This window comes from Novosphingobium sp. GW835-FHT14H07 (assembly GCF_058793515.1).
This window is the reverse complement of sequence record NZ_JBXAFX010000002.1, coordinates 233343-251562: the sequence shown is the minus strand read 5'-3', so window position 1 is coordinate 251562 and position 18220 is coordinate 233343. Positions and strand designations below refer to the sequence as shown.

The window sequence follows — 18220 nt, the reverse complement described above, 5'->3', positions numbered from 1 at the left end:
CTTTCACGTTAATTCAGGCAGCGTTGCGGAACGTTGCATTCGCAGAATGGCCGAAGTTGCCCTGAAGCCTGAATTGCGAAACCAGCGAAGACAGGCGGTTGGCCTCGCCCGCAAGGCTTCGTGCCGCTGCCGTGGCTTCCTCGACCATCGCAGCGTTTTGCTGGGTCATGGTGTCCATCTCACGCACGGTCTCGCGAACCTGGCCAATGCTGCCAGCCTGATCCTGCGCCATCGCGGCGATGCTGCTGGCAAGCTGGGCGACATGGCCGACCTGCTCCACGATAAGGGCAAAGGTATCCCCGGTCTGCCCCACAAGGCTCACCCCGCGCTCTACCTGCGTCGAACTGGCCGTTATCAGGTGCTTGATATCCCGGGCGGCGTCTGCAGTGCGCTGCGCCAGCGCGCGAACCTCGGTGGCCACGACCGCGAACCCCCGGCCAGCATCTCCGGCACGGGCCGCCTCTACGCCCGCGTTCAACGCAAGCAGGTTTGTCTGGAACGCGATGCCATCGATGACAGAAATGATCTTGCCGATCTCCTGCGCCGAATTGTGAATATCGTTCATGGCCTGGACCGCTTCGCTGACGACTTCGCCGCCGCGCATCGCCTCGCCATGCGCCTGCTGCACCGAATCGTGCATGTGCGCCGCATCGCCTGCCGTCGTATTGACGGTCGAGGCCAGCGCAGTGACCGCCGCCGATGCTTCCTCCAGGCTCGCCGCCTGCTGTTCGGTACGGCGCGCCAGATCGTCGGAAGCCTGGCGGATCTGCTTGGCCCCGACGTCAACCGAGCCGGATGTGTCGGCCACGTTGCGCAACACGCCTGAAACCTGGACCCGCATGCCGTCGAGATGCTTCTGCAGTTCCGCAAACGCTGTCGGCAAATCCGGCACCGGAGTGGCAAAATCACCTTCCGCCATCGCGCGCAAGGTTGCGCTCACTTCGTCGATGACCGCAACTCGCGCAGCTTCCTCGGCCTTGAAGTACGTCGAAAGCGCCACCTCCATGTCCAGCAGCGCCATCTTGATCATGGAACCGACAGACCTGGCCAACTGCCGCCGACGGAAGATTGCCGTGAAGCCTGCGAACATCTTGTTTACGATGTTCTCGAGCACGGAGGCATAGGCGCCAATATACCAGCCTGGCTCAAGTCCGATCCGAGCATGCACGTTGCCAATCCGCTCGGCGCTGTCGAAATAGGCTTTGTCGACAGAGCCGCCAAACATCCCGGCCCAATGCTCTATCTGCTTGTCACGAGCATGGTTCATCGCAGCGCGCGAACCGAAGAAGCGGGATGTCTCCGGGGTTGCGGAAATCTGGTCGTAAAGATTGTCCAGTGCAGGCGGTGCGTGCTTGCGCAACGCCGATGCGATCTCAGGGAAGCGGGCCAGATCCTCGCTGCCGATGTTAAAGAAAGCCAGCTTCTTGGCCACCGCCTGGGGATCGTGGGAACTCTGCATGCTCGATACTCCTGTTCGAGCACGCTATTCTACCTTGCGCTTCAAATACGGTAATTGGCACTACAGTGGCACTACGAGAGGCAAAACTTACTTTCGTTAACCCAACATCGTGTCTTGTAACGATGGTGATCAGACCGGTGCCGGCCGCCGGTCCGTGCATCGCACGGACCGTAATAGCATCAGACGCGCATCGGCATCAGCACATAAAGCGCAGGTGACTTATCATCGCGGCGGATGAGCGTCGGCGCTCCGGCATCGGCAAGGTGCAGTTCGACCGTGTCGCCGTCGATCTGGCTGAGGATGTCCTTCAGATAATTGGCGTTGAAGCCAATCTCGAAGCCGGAGGCAGCATAGCTTGCCGGGAGTTCTTCGGCAGCAGTGCCGTTGTCCGGACTGGTGACCGAAAGCGTCACGCGGTCATTCTCCAAGGCCATCTTCACGGCGCGGGTCTTCTCGGTGGCGATCGTCGCCACGCGATCGACGCCTTCGAAGAACGAGCGCGGATCAAGCTTGAGCAGCTTGTCGTTGCCGGTCGGGATGACTCGGCTATAATCCGGGAAGGTGCCGTCGATCAGCTTGCTGGTGAGCACTACGCCGTTTTCACCGCCAAGGGTGAAGCGGACCTTGCTGGCGGAAAGGTCGATCAGCACGGCCGAATCGAGCACTTCTTCCAGCAGCTTGCGCAGCTCGCCCACGCATTTGCGCGGCACGATCACGTCGGGCATGCCCTCTGCGCCTTCGGGGCGAGCGATGGTGAAGCGGGCAAGGCGGTGGCCATCGGTGGCGGCGGCCTTGAGTACGGGCTGCGCATCGTCCGAAACGTGGAGGAAGATACCGTTGAGGTAATAGCGCGTCTCTTCGGTCGAGATCGCAAAGCGGGTGCGGTCGATCAGTTCGGCCAGCGTGCGCGCGGGAACTTCGAAGCTGGTGGGCAAGTCACCCTCGACGATCACCGGGAAATCATCGCGCGGCAGCGTCGGCAGTTGGAAGCGGCTGCGGCCAGCCTTCACGATCATGCGATTGTCCGACGTCTCAAGGCTGACCTGCGAGCCATCCGGCAACTTGCGCGCGATATCGAACAGCAGGTGCGCCGAAACGGTAATGGCCCCCGGGCTTTCGACCGAGACGGCAGCCATGGTCTCGACGATCTGGAGATCGAGGTCGGTTGCCATCAGACGGACCGTGTTGTCGGGCGCGGCCTCGATCAGCACGTTGGACAGGATCGGAATCGTGTTCCGGCGCTCGACCACCGACTGGACGTGGGACAGGCAGCGCAGGAGCGTCGCGCGTTCGATCGTCGCCTTCATTCTCGTCTCGATCCCCCCGGGAGCGGCCGGATGGCCCTGCCCCGTGAATATGGCTGAACCGGGGAATCACGCTCCCCGGCGTTTGGTTCGGACTACCTGTCTTAACGCAGAGGCGGGACTCGGCAAGCACCGGCCCCGCCCTTGTCCCCTAAGTTGGGGATAAAACCGCCAGAATCAGCCTGTGGCGGGGCTCAGGAGAGCATTACGACATCATCGCCATGCCGCCATTGACGTGCAGCGTCTGGCCGGTGACGTAGCCCGCCTCCTTCGAGGCGAGATAGGCGACAGCAGCGCCGATGTCCGAACCCTCGCCCATGCGCCCCATCGGGATGCGGGCGTTGAGCGCGTCCTTCTGGCCATCGGGCAGCACATCGGTCATCGCCGTGCGGATGAAGCCGGGCGCGACGCAGTTCACGGTGACGCCGCGGCTGGCGAGTTCCTGACCCAGCGACTTGGACATGCCGACGAGTCCGGCCTTGGCCGCCGCGTAGTTGACCTGGCCGGGATTGCCGGTTGCACCGACAACGCTGGTGATGGTGACGATGCGGCCGAAGCGGGCCTTCATCATCGGCTTGGTCGCGGCGCGCATCAGGCGGAACGCGGCTTCGAGGTTGACGCGGATGACCGCGTCCCATTCCTCGTCCTTCATCCGCATGGCCAGATTGTCACGGGTGATGCCGGCGTTGTTCACCAGAATGTCGAGCTTGCCCAGCGTGTCCATCGCCGCCGGGACGAGATGCTCGACCTGCTCGGTGTTCGAAAGATCGCAGGTGATCTCGACGTGGTCATGACCGTATGTGTCGTTCAGTTCCTCGCGGAAGGCGCGCAGCTTGGCGGGATTGGTGCCCGACAGGGCGATGCGGGCACCCTGCTTTGCCAGTGCATGGCAGATCGAGGAGCCGATGCCCCCGGCAGCGCCGGTGACGAGGGCGGTCATGCCAGTGAGGTCGAAAAGACGATTTTCCATGGGCTCAGAGCTCCTTGAGGATGGCTTCGATGTCGGCCATGCCAATGACGCTGGTGACGGACACGTCGGCAACCGAGCGGTTGATCATGGGGCCGAGGACCTTGCCGCCGAGTTCGACGAACTGCTCCACACCCGCATCCTTCATCGCCATCGCGCTTTCGCGCCAGCGGACGCGGCCGGTGACCTGTTCGACCAGCAGGCGCTTCACTTCCGCAGGATCGGTCACCACTGCGGCGGTGACATTGGCGAAAAGCGCGACGCGCAGCGCAGCCGGCGGAGTCTTCTCGAACGCCTCGGCCATGGCATCCGCCGCAGGCTGCATCAGCGGGCAGTGGAACGGCGCGGACACCGGCAGCAGCACGCCGCGCTTGATGCCATGATCCTTGACCATCGCCACCGCGCGCTCAATCGCCGCCTTGTGGCCGGAAAGCACGACCTGCGTCGGATCATTGTCGTTGGCGACAGTGCAGACTTCTCCTTCGGCCGCAGCTTCGGCCAGGGCAGTCGCCTTCTCGATGTCGGCCCCCAGCAGCGCGCACATCGCGCCCTGTCCGACAGGCACCGCAGCCTGCATCGACTGGCCGCGCAGCTTCAGCAAGCGTGCGGTATCGGCAAGGCTGAACGCGCTCGCAGCGCAAAGCGCAGTATATTCGCCAAGGCTGTGCCCAGCCACGAAATCGGCCTTCTCTGCTAGCGTGATGCCCCCTTCCTTCTCGAGCACGCGCAGCACGGCGATGGCGTTGGCCATGATCGCGGGCTGGGCGTTTTCGGTAAGGGTCAGAGCGTCTTCCGGGCCTTCCTTCATGATCTGGAAAAGCTTCTGGCCAAGCGCGTCGTCAACTTCCTCGAACACTTCGCGCGCCACGGCGCTGGCTTCGGCGAGTTCGAGGCCCATGCCGACCTTCTGGCTGCCCTGCCCCGGAAAAACGAAAGCTCGCATTGCAACTCTCCTCAATCGCGCCCGAATTGGTTGCCGTCACTACTGTGGCGCGCGCCCTATTGCCGCCGTTCTCTTCAGGCAAGCCCGAACGGGACGATCTTGTTGTCGATATCGTGGCCGATGTCGGCCTGCCCGAGATAGGCGATCCCGGTGCGCGAGCACCAGTGTCGCGCCATGTCCTCGACCTCGCAACCGAAGGGGCGGTCGTTTTCAGGCACGTCGCTGACGCGGCCAAGGCGAAGCCCTGCCACGCCAACCAAGGAAAGGCTGCCGGTGACATGGAACAGCAGCCGGTCCACCGCATAGAGGTACTCGGCAACTTCCTCGACCATCACGACGTGCCCGGAAAGGTTCGGCATCAGTGGCGTTCCGCACAGCATTGCGAGCGTCATCAGGTTGAATGCGACGGAGGGCTTCCCGCCGGCAAGCGAAGGTTCAAGGCCGGCACGACCTCCGTTTAGCCAATCCAGCGTGCGCAGGACAGCAGCCTCGCCGCCCGGCCGGCGCAGATCGACCGGCATAGGTGCATGGACCTGCCGGCCAATGCCGGCGCGGTACAGCAGTCCGAGCAAAGTCCCGCCGTCCGAGTAGCCCAGATACTGCTTGTCATAGGCCGACGCGCTGAGCTCGGGCAGCGCATCCATGGCGATGCGATTGGCGCCGTAACCACCGCGCACGAACCAAACCGCCTCGAACGCGGGATCATTGGCGCATTCGACGAATGCTGCGCGCCGCAGTGCGTCCGATCCGGCGAAGTGCCCATCGCTGACAAAGCACTGTTCGTGGAAAACAAGTTCGAGTTCGGGGGATTCCGCCTCGGCCAAGGCAATCACGCGCGCGGCGTCTTCCCGTGTGAACGGCGTCGAAGGCGCGCAGATGGCGATGCGTCTGGTCACCCGCATTCCCTAGCCGGTTTCTCCGCTGCGGTAAAAGCGGCAATCGGATGGTTGTCACCAGCCGCGCGGGCGCATACCGCAAGGGCATGACCACGACCGATCCTGCAGCCCCTTCCGATCTCACCACGCGCAACTGGTTCTTTTGCGGGATCGGCGGCTCGGGGATGTTGCCGCTCGCGCTGATCCTGCGGGGAATGGGGGCCCAGGTTGCAGGGTCTGACCGCAGCCGCGATCAGGGCAGGACGCCGGAGAAGTTCGCATGGCTGGAAACGCTCGGCTTTAAGCTGTTTGCGCAGGATGGTTCAGGCCTGACCTCGGCAGGCCAAGTGCTCGTAGCCTCGGCGGCTGTCGAGGATACTGTCCCCGAAGTCGTCAAAGCCAAGGCGCTCGGCTGTGAGCGTATGAGCCGCGCAGAGTTGCTGTCGAGACTGTTCAACGCGAGTGCGCATAGCATTGCGGTGGGCGGCACCAGCGGCAAATCCACCGTGACGGGGATGATCGGATGGATCCTCACCGCCGCAGGGCGGGATCCGACGATCATGAACGGCGCGGTGATGAAGAACTTTGTTGCGGCGGATGCACCGTTCGCCTCCGCAAGAGTCGGCTCTGGCGGCATTTTTGTTTCGGAGGTTGACGAGAGCGATGGCTCCATCGCGCTCTACGAACCTTTGATTGCAGTGCTGAACAACGTCAGTCTCGATCACAAGAGCCTTGAGGAACTGCACGAGTTGTTTGGCGATTTCCTCGGCCGGGCGGCGATTGCAGTAATCAACGCCGATGACCCGGAAAGCCTTGCACTGGTACATCGCGCAAACAAGGCAGTGACGTTCGGGTTTGCAGGCAATGCGCGCATCTTCGTAGAACCAGGCACGATTGCGGAAGGGCCCACTTCAATCTCCGCGACGGTCATCGACCGCAACGACGGCGCCGCCTATCCGCTCACGCTCAAGGTGCCGGGCCGCCACAACCTTGCCAATGCGCTGGCGGCCCTTGCTGCAGCGCAGGCCGCCGGAGTACCGCTGAACGACGGTGTTCGGCACCTTGCAGGCTTTTCCGGCTTGGCCCGCCGCTTCGACATCGTCGGCACCAGCGCCGGCGGGATCACGGTCATCGACGATTTCGGTCATAACCCTGAAAAGGTCGCGGCCACTCTCGCCACCCTCAAGGCCCACCCGGGCCGGGTGATCGCGTTCTTCCAGCCGCACGGCTATGGTCCGCTGCGACAGATGGGCCACGAACTCGCAGAAGTCCTGGCGACCCGACTGTCTCCGGAAGACGTCACGATCCTGTGCGATCCTGTCTACTTCGGTGGAACGGTGGATCGCTCGGTCGGGTCAGAGCGCATCGTCGGCATGATCCGCGAGCACGGCGGGCAGGCCGAATACCTCCCCTCGCGCGATGATTGCGCCGACCGAATCGTTGTCCTTGCCCGCCCGGGCGACCGGATCGTAATCATGGGCGCGCGCGACGACACGCTTTCGCTGTTTGCGCGGGATATGCTCGCCCGATTACCCTGAGTAACAAAAGCCGGAGCAGGCCTTCCCCTGCCCCGGCTGCAGCCTCGATGCGACCCGAGGACCTGCGTCAGTCGAAGCGCTTTTCCAGCAGCACGAGGCGCGGGTCACCATCGATGGCACGGGGCACGAAGCCGCGTTCGCGCTCAAGTTCGATGGCGGCATGGTTGTCACGATCCTCGATCGAGATCACGCGCCGCAGCCCGCGCTTGCGCGCTTCTTCACCAAGCAGGTCGAGCATCGCCCAGCCGATGCCGCGACCGCGCCAGTCGTTGCGGATCGAGACGGCGATTTCCCCGGTCTCCATCTTGGCGTCGCAGGCGAGTACCGCCGAGGCTACGAGCACCCCGCTCTCATGATCAAATGCCAGGAAGCTTTCAGTGTGCCAGTGATCGCAATGGGTCAGTGGATAGAGCTGGTCGTGTCCGACATGGCGGCTTGCTGCGAGAAAACGGAAGCGGCGGTCCTCAGCGCTGACGTTTTCGAAGAAGCTTTCCAGCACCGCCTCGTCTTCGGAAAAGGCCGCACGCACATCCAGGCGCGTGCCGTCGCGCGTTGCAAAGGGACGAAGCGGGGCGAGTTCGGCAAGGCTTGCGGCGGTCATGAGGATCTCCTTGGCATCCTGTGAAGCTGATGCGTGATTAATGCCCTCAACAGTCGGAGCCTTGATCCAGCGCAAGCTGGCCTCGCGTTACACTTGCAAATCAAGCTGTGCCGCTTGCAACTGACGCACGGGTCTTGCGGCAAACACGTACCGCCCTGAAATCCTGTCCCGACGCTCCGTCCTTATCCATGTGGTTAATACCAGAGGAGGACCTGTCATGTGGCTGGATACCAGTTCCGAAGAACTCGATGTAAAGCGCCGCGCCTCACGCGTGGGAATCGAGCTTCCGGTTCGCTGCAAGCACGGCGCAACACGGTCAACGGTTATGCTTAAGGATCTCAATCCTTACGGCGCGAGGATCGAGGGACTCGAGAAGCTGCGGATCGACGAACCGCTCTACCTGATGCTGCCGGGCCTCCAGCCCAAGCTGGCGTTCGTGGTGTGGAGCCGGGATCGGGTCTCGGGGCTGGAGTTCGAACATCGCCTGCACGACGCTGTGTTCGAACGCCTGGTGAGCGAGTTTGCCATCCGCCACTATCGCGAGGGGCATTCGCCGAAGCAGGCGCCCGTCCGCCGCGCAGCCTGAAGCGTCAGTGTTTTCCGCGCGCTTTGCCGATGGCGTGGACGACAAAGGCGACGATAGCACCAAGCACCACGCCGACCAAGGCAGAAAGCACCGCGTAGGTGAGCCAGCCCAGCACTCCACCAAGTGCGCCCGTTGCATGCTCCACCCAATGCTGCGCCTCGTGTGCAAGGTGTGCCGGCCCCGAGATGCCCAGAACCTCCAGCCCATGGAGGATGATGCCGCCGCCGACCCAAAGCATCGCCGCCGTGCCGACCGTGGCCAGCACTGCCAGCAACACTGGCATCGCTCGCAGAAGAAACCCGCCGATGGCCTTGGCCGTGGCCGAGGTCCGCTTCACAAGATGCAGTCCGATATCGTCCATCTTCACGATGAAGCCGACGGTGCCATAAACCGCGATGGTGATGACCACACCGACGAGCGCCAGAATCAGCGCCTGCTGAATGATGCCCTGATCAGCCACTTCGGCCAGGGCGATCGCCATGATCTCGGCCGACAGGATCAGGTCGGTCCGCACTGCACCGGAAACCCGTTCATTCTCGAATGACGCTGCGTCAGCCGGTTGGTCTTCCAGGGTCTGGCCATGTTTCTCAGCCCCCAGCTTTTCCAGAAGCTTCTCCGCCCCCTCGAAGCAGAGGAACAGCCCCCCGGCCATCAGCAGGGGCGTGATCGCCCATGGCAGGAACGCGCTTAGCAGCAGTGCCGCAGGCAGCAGGATCACCAGCTTGTTGAACAGGCTGCCCTTGGCGATGCGCGCGATGACCGGCAGTTCGCGATCCGGGGTGAATTCGGTCACGTATGAGGGGGTCACCGCCGCGTCGTCGATCACTACGCCCGCGGCCTTGGTCCCGGCCTTAGCTGCGGCGGCACTCACATCGTCAAGCGAGGCAGCAGCGGCACGGGCGATGACGGACACGTCGTCAAGCAGGGCGACAAGGCCGGTAGGCATTCTGGTTGGGATCCTTGCAGAGGCGGAAAATCGAAAGTGCGATGTGCGGGAACGATGAGACGAGTGCAAGGGTCCCGTTCAGCGCAATTTCGTCAGGTTCTCTCGCGCGAGCCCGGCACGGCAACCTGGATGAAGCGTGGTTTGCCTTTCGGTTCGGCAGCAGCGCCCGCAGCTTGTAACGTCGATGGCGGCACCCGGTGACGTGTGCACAAGCCACCAGCGCCATCGCTGGTCAGGGGCTGTTCGAATTCGACGCCGATCACCGCCTCCTCCGAACGCACCACCATAGAGACGACCAGCTGCCCCCCGCCCAGGTCGACGACAAGGCTGGTCCCTACCGGCACGCCGAGCAAGCCGTCGATCCGCGCACCGGTACGAGAAAGGTCGCGCATGACGGCTTCGTAGCGGTGGTCCTCATGGATCACTGTCACGCGGCGGAATACCGACCTTCTCTCCGGGCGATGCCGCTTCGGACCGTTGGGCTCTAGCTTCAGATCGCCGCTCTCGAGTTTTGCCTCCACCTCGGCCAGAGGCATGGCACGGGCAAACAGGTGTCCCTGCACGAGCTTGGCCCCCCGCTTCTTCACCACGTCGAGCTGGTCGAACGCCTCGACGCCTTCAACCGTCGTCTCCATGCCGAGCGCCTCGGCCAGACCGATGATCGCGGAGATGATCTTGGCGCTGTTGTTGTCCTTAGCCGCACAAGTCTCGACAAAGCTGCGGTCGATCTTGAGCTTGTCGAACGGAGCCGAACGCAGATAGCTGAGCGAGGAGTAGCCCGTTCCGAAGTCATCGAGGGCAAGGCGCACACCCAGCCCTTTCAGCGACGCAAACACCTCGTCAACCGCTTCGCTGTCCCGCATGAACACGGTTTCGGTCAGTTCGAGCTCCAGACGCTCCGGATCGATCCCGCTCGTCGCCACTGCAGACGCCACTGCATTGACGAAACCGGACACGGCAAACTGCACGGCCGAGACGTTGACCGACAAGCGCACATTGTCCGGCCACTGGGCTGCATCGGCGCAAGCCTGCCGCAAGGCCCATTCCCCCAAGGGAACGATGAGGTTGCTCTCTTCGGCGATCGGAATGAACACCGAAGGCGCGATGGGTCCCCGTTCGGGATGATTCCAGCGCATCAGCGCCTCGAATCCCACCACGTAGTTGTCGGCAATCCGGACGACAGGCTGGTAATGCAGTTCCAGTTCACCGCGCCCCAGTGCTTCCCGCAGATCTTCGGTGAGGATCGTGCGCTCCTGCGCCTCGTCCTTGAGCTCGGCCGAAAAGAAGCGGAATTGCCCCCGACCGCCGTTCTTGGCGGCATAGAGCGCAAGGTCGGCCGATGCCACCAGCGCTTCGCGGTCCTCGCCATCGTGCGGCGCCACGGCAACACCAACCGAAGTGCCGATGACTGCACGCTTGCCTTCGATGACATAGGGCTGCGAGATCATCTGGATCAGCTTGGAGGCAATCTCGCCCAAACGGCCACGATCTTCGATGTCGGGCAGGATGACCTCGAACTCGTCACCGCCGAGGCGGCCGATATCGCCACGATCCCCGACTACCTTGCGCAGGCGTTCGGCCACCTGGCGCAGCAGTTCGTCCCCGGCGGGATGGCCCATCGTATCGTTGACGTGCTTGAACTTGTCGAGATCGAGCATCAGCAAGCTGCAGCAGCGGCCGGAAGCGCGATAGGCCGCCAGTATGGCATCCAGCCTGCGCGTCATGCGATGCCGGTTGAAAAGACCGGTCAGTGAATCGAATTCGGCGGCGCGTTCATCCTCGCGCTGCCGCGCATATTCCTGCGTCACATCACGGGCAAAGCCCACGTAACCGGTGAATGTGCCTTCCGGCGTGTACCTTGGCTGTCCGGACAAGGACCACCAACGCTGGTCATCACGGCGGACGGCAAAGCGCACGATGACATCCGATATCCGGCTGTGGGCAGAGAACTGGAAAGCCAGGGAACGCGATGGCTGGCCTGCGGCGGCGCTGTTGTCGGTTTCGACCACGCTCGGAAAAGGGCGCCCGATATACGACTGCGCATGGTCGAGAATCGTCTGCGTGATATAGCTCAACCGGCCTTCGCCGTCCGTGGCCCAAAGCCAGCCCAGACCGCCCTCTTCGAACCCGTCCAGAACCGCAAGCCGGACCGCTGAATCGACATGATCCATGGCCGGAGAGCCGGCAGGGGGCTTCGCGGAAGGGCAGTCAGCGCTTGCTACTACCCCCGGCTTTACCAGCCCCCTGAATATGCCTCTGACCATCAGACAGTTTCGTTCAAGCAAAAGTTGCAGGATTTTCAGCGTCTCAGACTAAACGGCGGTGGTTACTTTCACCCTAACGCCGTCCGCCCGTCGACGATGCCACCGATAGGAATGCCTATCTCGCTTAGACGGGCGGGAACCGCTAGAGCGCGACGATGTCCTCGCCCGCGAAACGCCTGCACCATCTCGATGCCGCCCGTGCCTTGCTGCTGCTGCTGGGCCTGCCTTTTCACGTCGCGACCAAGGCGATCTTCGAGAGCGCACCGCCCGCAACAGACTTCCAGCAATCGCTGGTGATCGGTGGCTGGGCCTCGCTGACACACGTGTTCCGCATGTTCGCCTTCTTCATGCTGGCCGGGTATTTTGCTGGCATGATCCGCGAACGGAAAGGCACGAAAGCGTGGCTGGCGGAGCGGGCCCGGCGGCTTGGCCTGCCATTCGCGGCGAGCCTTATCACACTCGGCGCGGTGCAGTTCCGCTTGCAGGACCTGCTACTGCACAAGGCATCGCCGACCTTTCTCGGACTGCCCCTGGCGCTCGATCACCTTTGGTTTCTGGTCGTGCTGCTGGGCTTCTGCGTCACCTATGCCGCCATGCCGATGCAGCGCTTGAAGCCCGGCTCCGGTGTCCGGCGCGCCATGCTGCTCGAAGGCCCCGGAGGGCTGGTCTTGCTGGCCTCGCTCGCGCTGTGGGGCCTGTTGCGTTACGCAATCGAACAGGTCCCGCCGATCCCGAACGCGCCGAGCGAGACCCTGCTGTGGCAGCAATACGTGTTCCACGCCGCGGGGTTCGCGCTTGGTGTGGTGGCCTGGCACGGCCAGCTTGGCGAGCATATCTTCGCGCTGCGCAGCCGCTGGATCATTCCCGGCATCGCAGTGCTGCTGGTACCCTACGTCCCGCTCGATCCGCTTATCCGACCTGCGCTGGGCAAGGAAATCTATCCTGACCTCGCCGGGACGCTGGCGCTGCGCGCGCTCGAACTGCCGCTGGCCTATCTTATGTCGCTTGCGCTGTTTCGCCTGCTGGCCTGGGCAGTGAGAGGACCGAGCAAGGTCGTGACCTTCTTCGTCAACGGCGCACTGGCGATCTATCTCTTCCACTTGGTCTGGGCGATGATCGTCCTGCCGCAGGCACGGTCACTACCCCTGCCGGCCGAGGCCCAATGGCTGGTCAGCGCCGGCGCTGTCCTGCTGCTGGCGGTCTTGAGCTACCTCGCCGTCCGCACCACAAACCTGACCTCGATCCTGTTCTGTGGCGCCCCATTGAAGCAGACCGCCTCTGCTGCCCCGCCGGTTTCGCCTGCGCGCTTCTGACGAGCATGGCCGGCGGCCCCCTTACCCCTGCGCGCGGCCCCGCTCCATTACCTCGCGGCGGCGCGCTTCGACTTGCCTCGCATCGACCTTCCCGTTCATTGCTCGGGAGACCTGGCCTTCAAGCGCCAGTGCCTCAGCGAAGGCCAAGGCGTAGCCGTCGTCGATCAAGGCCTTGTAAGCCGTTGTCATACGCGGCTCGATGCTTGCCATGTCCTGCGCCAGCGCAATGCATGTGGACAGGAGGTCTGCTGTCGGAACCACGCGGTTCACCAGCCCCCAGGCGCAGGCCTGATCCGCACTGATGAAGTTGCCCGTCAGCGACAGCTCTTTCGCTCGCGAAATGCCAATCATCCGCGAGAGCTTCTGCGAGAGCCCCCAGCCGGGCATGATTCCGACGCGCGCATGGGTATCGGCAAAGCGCGCATTCTGGCTGGCGATCAGCACATCACATGCCAGCGCCAGTTCGAAGCCACCGGTGATGGCCAAACCATTGATCGCACCGATCACCGGTTTGCGGCACTGCTCCACCGCCTTGACCGGATTGCGTTCGGCCTCACCGGCGTTGGCATCGCCCAGCTTCGAGGTATCGGACCCAAGCTCCTTGAGATCGAGCCCAGCCGTGAACGCACGCCCCCCTGCTCCCGTCAGCACGACCGCGCGGATGCTTTCGTCCGCATCGACATCGCGCATCACCTGCGCCAGTTCGGCGCGCATAGCCGAAGACAAGGCGTTCATCGCTTCCGGGCGGTTGAGCGTAACCACGGCCACGGCATCATGGCGTTCGACTTTGACCAGCATCCTGCATCTCCCTTAATGGAGCGATTAAAGGCAAGTCATCAGCCCTTGGCAAGCCAACCCCGGCCAAGTTCAGGCTTGCTTTCCACGCCAGAATCGCTATGCGCCGCCCCTTCGCGGGATGTCCCGTGAAAACCGAAGAAAGCCGGAGGGGCCCCGCAATCCCGCGGACAAGCCAGCGATCGGTTAGTTAGATAAGGAAGCACGAAGCATGCCGCTTTACGAGCATGTCTTTCTCGCGCGTCAGGATCTGAGCCAGGCTCAGGTTGATACGCTCGCGGCCGCCGCCACCGAAATCGTCGAGAGCAACAACGGCAAGGTCACCAAGACCGAGACCTGGGGCCTCCGTTCGCTGGCATACAAGATCCAGAAGAACCGCAAGGCACACTTCGTGCTGCTGAACATCGAAGCTTCGGGCGACGTGATCGCCGAGCTCGAGCGTCAGACGCAGATCAACGAAGACGTGATCCGCTACATGACCGTCCGCGTTGACGAGCATGAAGCCGGCCCGTCCGTGATGATGCGCAAGAACGATCGCGAGCGCAGCCGTCGCCGCGAACGCGAAGGGGAATAAGACATGGCTCGTCCGTTTTTCCGTCGCCGCAAGAGCTGCCCGTTCTCGGGCAAGAACGCGCCGAAGATCGACTACAAGGACGTGCGCCTGCTGCAGGGCTTCATGTCCGAGCGTGGCAAGATCGTTCCGTCGCGCATCACCGCCGTTTCGGCGAAGAAGCAGCGTGAGCTGAGCCAGGCGATCAAGCGCGCCCGGCACATCGGCCTCCTGCCCTACATCGTGAAGTAAGGAGCGCTACCCATGCAGATCATCCTGCTCGAGCGCATCGAGAAGCTGGGTTCGATCGGTGACGAAGTCACCGTGAAGGACGGCTACGCCCGCAACTTCCTTCTTCCCAACAAGAAGGCCCTGCGCGCCAACGAAGCCAACCGCAAGGTCTTCGAAGCCAACCGCGCCCGCATCGAAGCCGAAAACGCCGCCCGCCGCGAAGACGCCCAGAATGAATCGGGCAACGTCGAAGGCAAGGAAGTCGTGCTCATCCGCGCCGCTTCGAACGCTGGCCAGCTTTACGGCTCGGTCTCGGTTCGCGACATCGCCGACGCTCTGGTCGAACAGGGCGCCAAGGTCAGCAAGGCCATGATCGTGCTCGAACGCCCGATCAAGACCCTCGGCGTCTACGACGTCAAGGTCTCGCTGCACCCGGAAGTCTCGGTGAACGTCAAGGTCAACGTCGCGCGTTCGCCCGACGAAGCCGAACTGCAGTCGAAGGGCGTCAACGTCATCGACGCGATGTTCGACAACGAGACCGGCGGCTTCACCGAAGCCTACGATCCGAACGCAGAACCGGGCGAAATCCCGGCCGAGCTGCTGGAAGGCGGCGAGGAAGCGACCGAAGCCTGAGGCTTCATCGCTTTTCGGCAACAGAATTGGGGGCGTCCTTCGGGGCGCCCCTTTTTCTTTTTGGCCTTACTTCGCGGGTTCCAGCCGCAGGAAGCGCGCGGCATTGTTGTAGAGAATGTCGCGCTTCTGCTCTGGGCTCAGATAGTCCGCGTTCTGGATCAGCCCGATCGAGTAAGCCATCAGCCCAGGCCATGCGAGCTGGTCCGTCCCGTACATCACGCGGTCGCCAAAGCCCGCATCGACCAGCCGCTCGATGTAGCGGTTCACGTCCTTGCGCGGGTAGCTCCAGATCAGTCCGGCAATATCGACATAGACGTGGCTGTTGGCCTGCAGCAGCGTCAGCATGTTGTCGATCATCGGATACCCGGCATGCATCACCTGCACCCGCAGCTTCGGATGTCGCGCCAGCAATTCCTCCAGCAACAGCGGGTTGCCCATCGAGCCGCGATACGTCGGCATCGCAATGTTGGCGCGGCCAGAACCGCCCGTGCCCATGTGTATCGCCACCGGAATGTCCAGCTTCTCTGCCAGCGCGAAGTACTGATCGACGCGCATGTCCGATGGCGAGATGCCTTCGTACTGCAAGCCGATCTCACCCATGACCTTGAAGCCCTCCTTGGTGAAGGCAACCTCCAGCATCTTGAGCTGCTTGGCTGGATCCCCGCCTTCGACCCGGCCGAACGCAGTTCCTGGAATGACGCGCGCCGGCGCCGCCGCCTGCCACGTCTTCACCGCCTCGACATCGCCGAAGACGACGCCGCGCACATTGAGGCGCTCCATCTCGGCCAGGACTGCCTTCATGTACTCGCCCTTGGGTGCCGGATAGAGCTTGGGCGAACACTCCTCGCTGGACCAGCCGAACGGTGCTTCGGGTCCATTCTTCGGATCCGAGGCTTCGAAGCGCGCCTGATTCGGGCAAACGGGCGTGGCCCAGGGCGCTTCGGCCATGGCATGCATGTGAACATCAATGATCGGTGCCACGGCGGCAGTGGTGTTCTGGGCCGAGGCAGAGCCGGCTCCCATCAGCGCGATTATCACAAGCGAACTCAATCCAAGGCGCATCTTCGTGGTTCTCCCAATATTTGACAGCGTTATCATTCGAACGCCTGCAAGGCGCAAGATCTGTTTGGATTGCTGACTTCGTGCGCATGGCTGTGTCTTTGCAGGGACACGCAGCCGCGCTAGACAAGTGGGGATGGAAACAACTGAAACGATCGTCGCCGAACTTTCCCGCATCTACGACAACGCCGTCGCCACGCTCAGGGCCGACATAGCGGACTACGCCAACCACGGCACCCTGCCCCCCTCGCAGCGGCGGACCGACGGCAGCTACTGCTACCCCGAACTGCACGTCCGCCTCAATGCGGAGCCAAGCCATGAATCGACAGGGAGGGCGTTCGGACGTCTCACCCAGCGTGGTGACTATTCGTGCACGGTCACGCGGCCCGCGCTGTTCGACGATTACCTGAAGGAGCAGATCGACCTGATCCGCGAAGGCTTCGAGGTCGAGATCGCGGTCCGCCCCTCGCGGCAGGAAATACCCTTCCCCTATGTGCTCGACGGTGCCTATGGCGCCCAGATCGGCCGTATAAACCCGCAGGAACTGGCGCAGCACTTCCCCGCCACCGACCTCGCCCACATCGGCGACGAAATCGCGGATGCCGATTATGATGTGGGCGATGGCCCGCTGCCTCTGTCACTGTTTGACGGCTTGCGCACCGATTTCAGTCTCGCCCGCCTGGCGCATTATACCGGGACGCAGATCGACGATTTCCAGCGCTACATCCTGTTCACCAACTATCACCGCTATGTCGACGAGTTCGTCGATTGGGCCGCGCAGCAGATCGATGGCGAGAATTTCATCGCCCTCACCGGCGCGGGCGGCCTTTCCCTGGATGCACGAATCGAGAACGCCCGCGCCCGCCTGTCCGACACCGCCTGGCGGCGTCACCAGATGCCGGCCTACCACCTCGTGGCGCCGGACAAGTCGGGCATCACGCTGGTGAACATCGGCGTCGGCCCCTCCAACGCCAAGACGATTTGCGACCACCTCGCGGTGCTGCGCCCCGAGGCTTGGCTGATGATCGGTCATTGCGGCGGCTTGCGGCCGACCCAGAAGATCGGCGACTACGTCCTCGCCCACGCCTATCTGCGCGATGACCACGTGCTTGATCCCGTCCTCCCGCCCGAAATCCCTATTCCCGCAATTGCCGAAGTGCAGGTGGCACTGCAGAAGGCGGCGGAGCTCGTGTCAGGCGAAGGCGGCACCGATCTCAAGAAGCGCATGCGCACCGGCACGATCGTCACCACCGACGATCGCAATTGGGAACTGCGCTACACCCACTCCGCCCGTCGCCTGTCACTCAGCCGCGCGGTCGGCATCGACATGGAGAGCGCCACGATCGCCGCGCAGGGCTATCGCTTCCGCGTGCCCTACGGCACCCTGTTGTGCGTCTCGGACAAGCCTCTGCACGGGGAGATCAAACTGCCGGGCCAGGCGAACCGCTTCTACGAGGAAGCCATCGCCGCCCATCTCGCCATCGGCACGACCGCTTGTGACCTGCTACGACAGGAAGGCCCCCGCCTCCACAGCCGCAAGCTGCGCGCCTTTAACGAACCGCCGTTTCGTTAAGTCACAAAAGAAAAGGCAATCCGAAGCAGCTAGCCCTGCTTGCGGATTGCCGAGGTTGCGTCCCTTCGCTTCGGGGGTGGCCGAAGCGGGGTCCTGATTACTTGAAGACTTCCGCGCCCAGCGTATCCATGGCGCTGCGGAACATATCGACCGAGTTGGAGAAAACCTCGAAGTCTATGCCCTTCCCGGTGACCATGTCCCACGTCATCATCACGGCATCGTCCTTGCCCAGTGAGACCGAGGCAAAACGGGTATTGCGGTTGAAGCGCACGGCGTCTTCGGCAGTGAACTTCTTCTCGGGCGTGAAATTCGCCACGAATTGCAGCGACTGGCACCCGTCATGGGTCTTTTCGTTGCATTCGTAAAACAGCAGCGCTGCCTGCCAGCCCCCGATCTCTGTGTTGATCAGTGGATCGCCGTTGGCGTCTTTGGCGAGTTCGGCAGTATACCCCAGGTTCTTCAACGCTTCAGCCACACCTTCGGGCTTTACCGCGCTGACGGTGGCAGTTGCCGCCTCAGCTGCCGAAGGGGCAAGAACGCTGACGGCAGCCGCCGCCAGCAGGCTCTTCCAGATCATTCGCAT

18 protein-coding genes are annotated in these 18220 nt (G+C 62.9%); 7 read left to right on the top strand and 11 right to left on the bottom strand.

What is annotated here, in order from left to right; all coding sequences use genetic code 11:
* Nucleotides 1-13: 13 nt before the first annotated feature.
* The 5 genes from AC1Q5P_RS03265 to AC1Q5P_RS03245 all read right to left on the bottom strand — a co-directional run bounded on the left by AC1Q5P_RS03265 (nt 14) and on the right by AC1Q5P_RS03245 (nt 5575).
* A complete protein-coding gene (locus AC1Q5P_RS03265) occupies nt 14-1459 on the bottom strand; it encodes a methyl-accepting chemotaxis protein (RefSeq protein WP_492518123.1) in 1446 nt (481 codons plus the stop codon).
* Nucleotides 1460-1638: 179 nt separating this feature from the next.
* On the bottom strand, nt 1639-2766 hold the full coding sequence (gene dnaN / locus AC1Q5P_RS03260) for a DNA polymerase III subunit beta (RefSeq protein ID WP_062343443.1): 1128 nt from the start codon (nt 2764-2766) through the stop codon (nt 1639-1641).
* Nucleotides 2767-2968: 202 nt separating this feature from the next.
* Nucleotides 2969-3733 (bottom strand): 3-oxoacyl-[acyl-carrier-protein] reductase, encoded by a 765-nt coding sequence (fabG, locus tag AC1Q5P_RS03255; RefSeq protein ID WP_465123237.1) that lies wholly within the window; start codon nt 3731-3733, stop codon nt 2969-2971.
* Between the two features lie 4 nt (nt 3734-3737).
* A complete protein-coding gene (fabD, locus tag AC1Q5P_RS03250) occupies nt 3738-4673 on the bottom strand; it encodes an ACP S-malonyltransferase (RefSeq protein ID WP_492477661.1) in 936 nt (311 codons plus the stop codon).
* 74 nt (nt 4674-4747) lie between these two features.
* Nucleotides 4748-5575, bottom strand: coding sequence for an LD-carboxypeptidase (locus tag AC1Q5P_RS03245; RefSeq protein ID WP_492518122.1), 828 nt, complete (start codon nt 5573-5575; stop codon nt 4748-4750).
* Between the two features lie 80 nt (nt 5576-5655).
* Here AC1Q5P_RS03245 and AC1Q5P_RS03240 point away from each other — a divergent pair, with 80 nt between their 5' ends.
* Nucleotides 5656-7086 carry a glutamate ligase domain-containing protein gene (locus tag AC1Q5P_RS03240; protein WP_039334965.1) on the top strand — a complete coding sequence of 477 codons (1431 nt, stop codon included), beginning with the start codon at nt 5656-5658 and terminating at the stop codon, nt 7084-7086.
* A gap of 67 nt (nt 7087-7153) precedes the next feature.
* Here the strand turns inward: AC1Q5P_RS03240 and AC1Q5P_RS03235 are convergent, their stop codons facing one another.
* Entirely contained in the window at nt 7154-7687 is a 534-nt protein-coding gene (locus AC1Q5P_RS03235) for a GNAT family N-acetyltransferase (RefSeq protein ID WP_492518121.1), read from the bottom strand.
* Between the two features lie 217 nt (nt 7688-7904).
* Here AC1Q5P_RS03235 and AC1Q5P_RS03230 point away from each other — a divergent pair, with 217 nt between their 5' ends.
* Nucleotides 7905-8273, top strand: coding sequence for a PilZ domain-containing protein (locus AC1Q5P_RS03230; protein ID WP_052242402.1), 369 nt, complete (start codon nt 7905-7907; stop codon nt 8271-8273).
* A 4-nt stretch (nt 8274-8277) separates the two neighbouring features.
* On the opposite strand, the gene AC1Q5P_RS03225 is transcribed toward AC1Q5P_RS03230, so the two are convergent.
* The gene (locus tag AC1Q5P_RS03225; RefSeq protein ID WP_492518120.1) at nt 8278-9219 is read right to left on the bottom strand and encodes a DUF808 domain-containing protein; all 942 of its coding nucleotides are present in this window, start codon (nt 9217-9219) and stop codon (nt 8278-8280) included.
* A gap of 92 nt (nt 9220-9311) precedes the next feature.
* Nucleotides 9312-11390: an EAL domain-containing protein gene (locus tag AC1Q5P_RS03220; protein WP_492518119.1), complete on the bottom strand. Its 2079-nt coding sequence runs from the start codon at nt 11388-11390 to the stop codon at nt 9312-9314.
* 248 nt (nt 11391-11638) lie between these two features.
* On the opposite strand from AC1Q5P_RS03220, the gene AC1Q5P_RS03215 reads away from it, so the two are divergent.
* The gene (locus tag AC1Q5P_RS03215; RefSeq protein WP_492518118.1) at nt 11639-12796 is read left to right on the top strand and encodes an acyltransferase family protein; all 1158 of its coding nucleotides are present in this window, start codon (nt 11639-11641) and stop codon (nt 12794-12796) included.
* Nucleotides 12797-12817: 21 nt separating this feature from the next.
* Here the strand turns inward: AC1Q5P_RS03215 and AC1Q5P_RS03210 are convergent, their stop codons facing one another.
* On the bottom strand, nt 12818-13594 hold the full coding sequence (locus AC1Q5P_RS03210; protein ID WP_492518117.1) for an enoyl-CoA hydratase: 777 nt from the start codon (nt 13592-13594) through the stop codon (nt 12818-12820).
* 208 nt (nt 13595-13802) lie between these two features.
* On the opposite strand from AC1Q5P_RS03210, the gene rpsF reads away from it, so the two are divergent.
* The 3 genes from rpsF to rplI are packed head-to-tail and all read left to right on the top strand — an operon-like array spanning nt 13803 to nt 15005.
* Entirely contained in the window at nt 13803-14165 is a 363-nt protein-coding gene (gene rpsF / locus AC1Q5P_RS03205; protein ID WP_039334770.1) for a 30S ribosomal protein S6, read from the top strand.
* Between the two features lie 3 nt (nt 14166-14168).
* A complete protein-coding gene (gene rpsR, locus AC1Q5P_RS03200; protein WP_011445073.1) occupies nt 14169-14393 on the top strand; it encodes a 30S ribosomal protein S18 in 225 nt (74 codons plus the stop codon).
* A 12-nt stretch (nt 14394-14405) separates the two neighbouring features.
* Entirely contained in the window at nt 14406-15005 is a 600-nt protein-coding gene (gene rplI / locus AC1Q5P_RS03195) for a 50S ribosomal protein L9 (protein ID WP_039334765.1), read from the top strand.
* A gap of 66 nt (nt 15006-15071) precedes the next feature.
* On the opposite strand, the gene AC1Q5P_RS03190 is transcribed toward rplI, so the two are convergent.
* Nucleotides 15072-16028, bottom strand: coding sequence for an amidohydrolase family protein (locus AC1Q5P_RS03190; RefSeq protein WP_492518116.1), 957 nt, complete (start codon nt 16026-16028; stop codon nt 15072-15074).
* Between the two features lie 166 nt (nt 16029-16194).
* Here AC1Q5P_RS03190 and AC1Q5P_RS03185 point away from each other — a divergent pair, with 166 nt between their 5' ends.
* Nucleotides 16195-17637, top strand: a complete 1443-nt coding sequence (locus tag AC1Q5P_RS03185) for an AMP nucleosidase (RefSeq protein WP_492518115.1) — start codon at nt 16195-16197, stop codon at nt 17635-17637.
* Between the two features lie 97 nt (nt 17638-17734).
* On the opposite strand, the gene AC1Q5P_RS03180 is transcribed toward AC1Q5P_RS03185, so the two are convergent.
* The gene (locus AC1Q5P_RS03180) at nt 17735-18214 is read right to left on the bottom strand and encodes a YbjN domain-containing protein (RefSeq protein ID WP_230487665.1); all 480 of its coding nucleotides are present in this window, start codon (nt 18212-18214) and stop codon (nt 17735-17737) included.
* Nucleotides 18215-18220 lie beyond the last annotated feature (6 nt).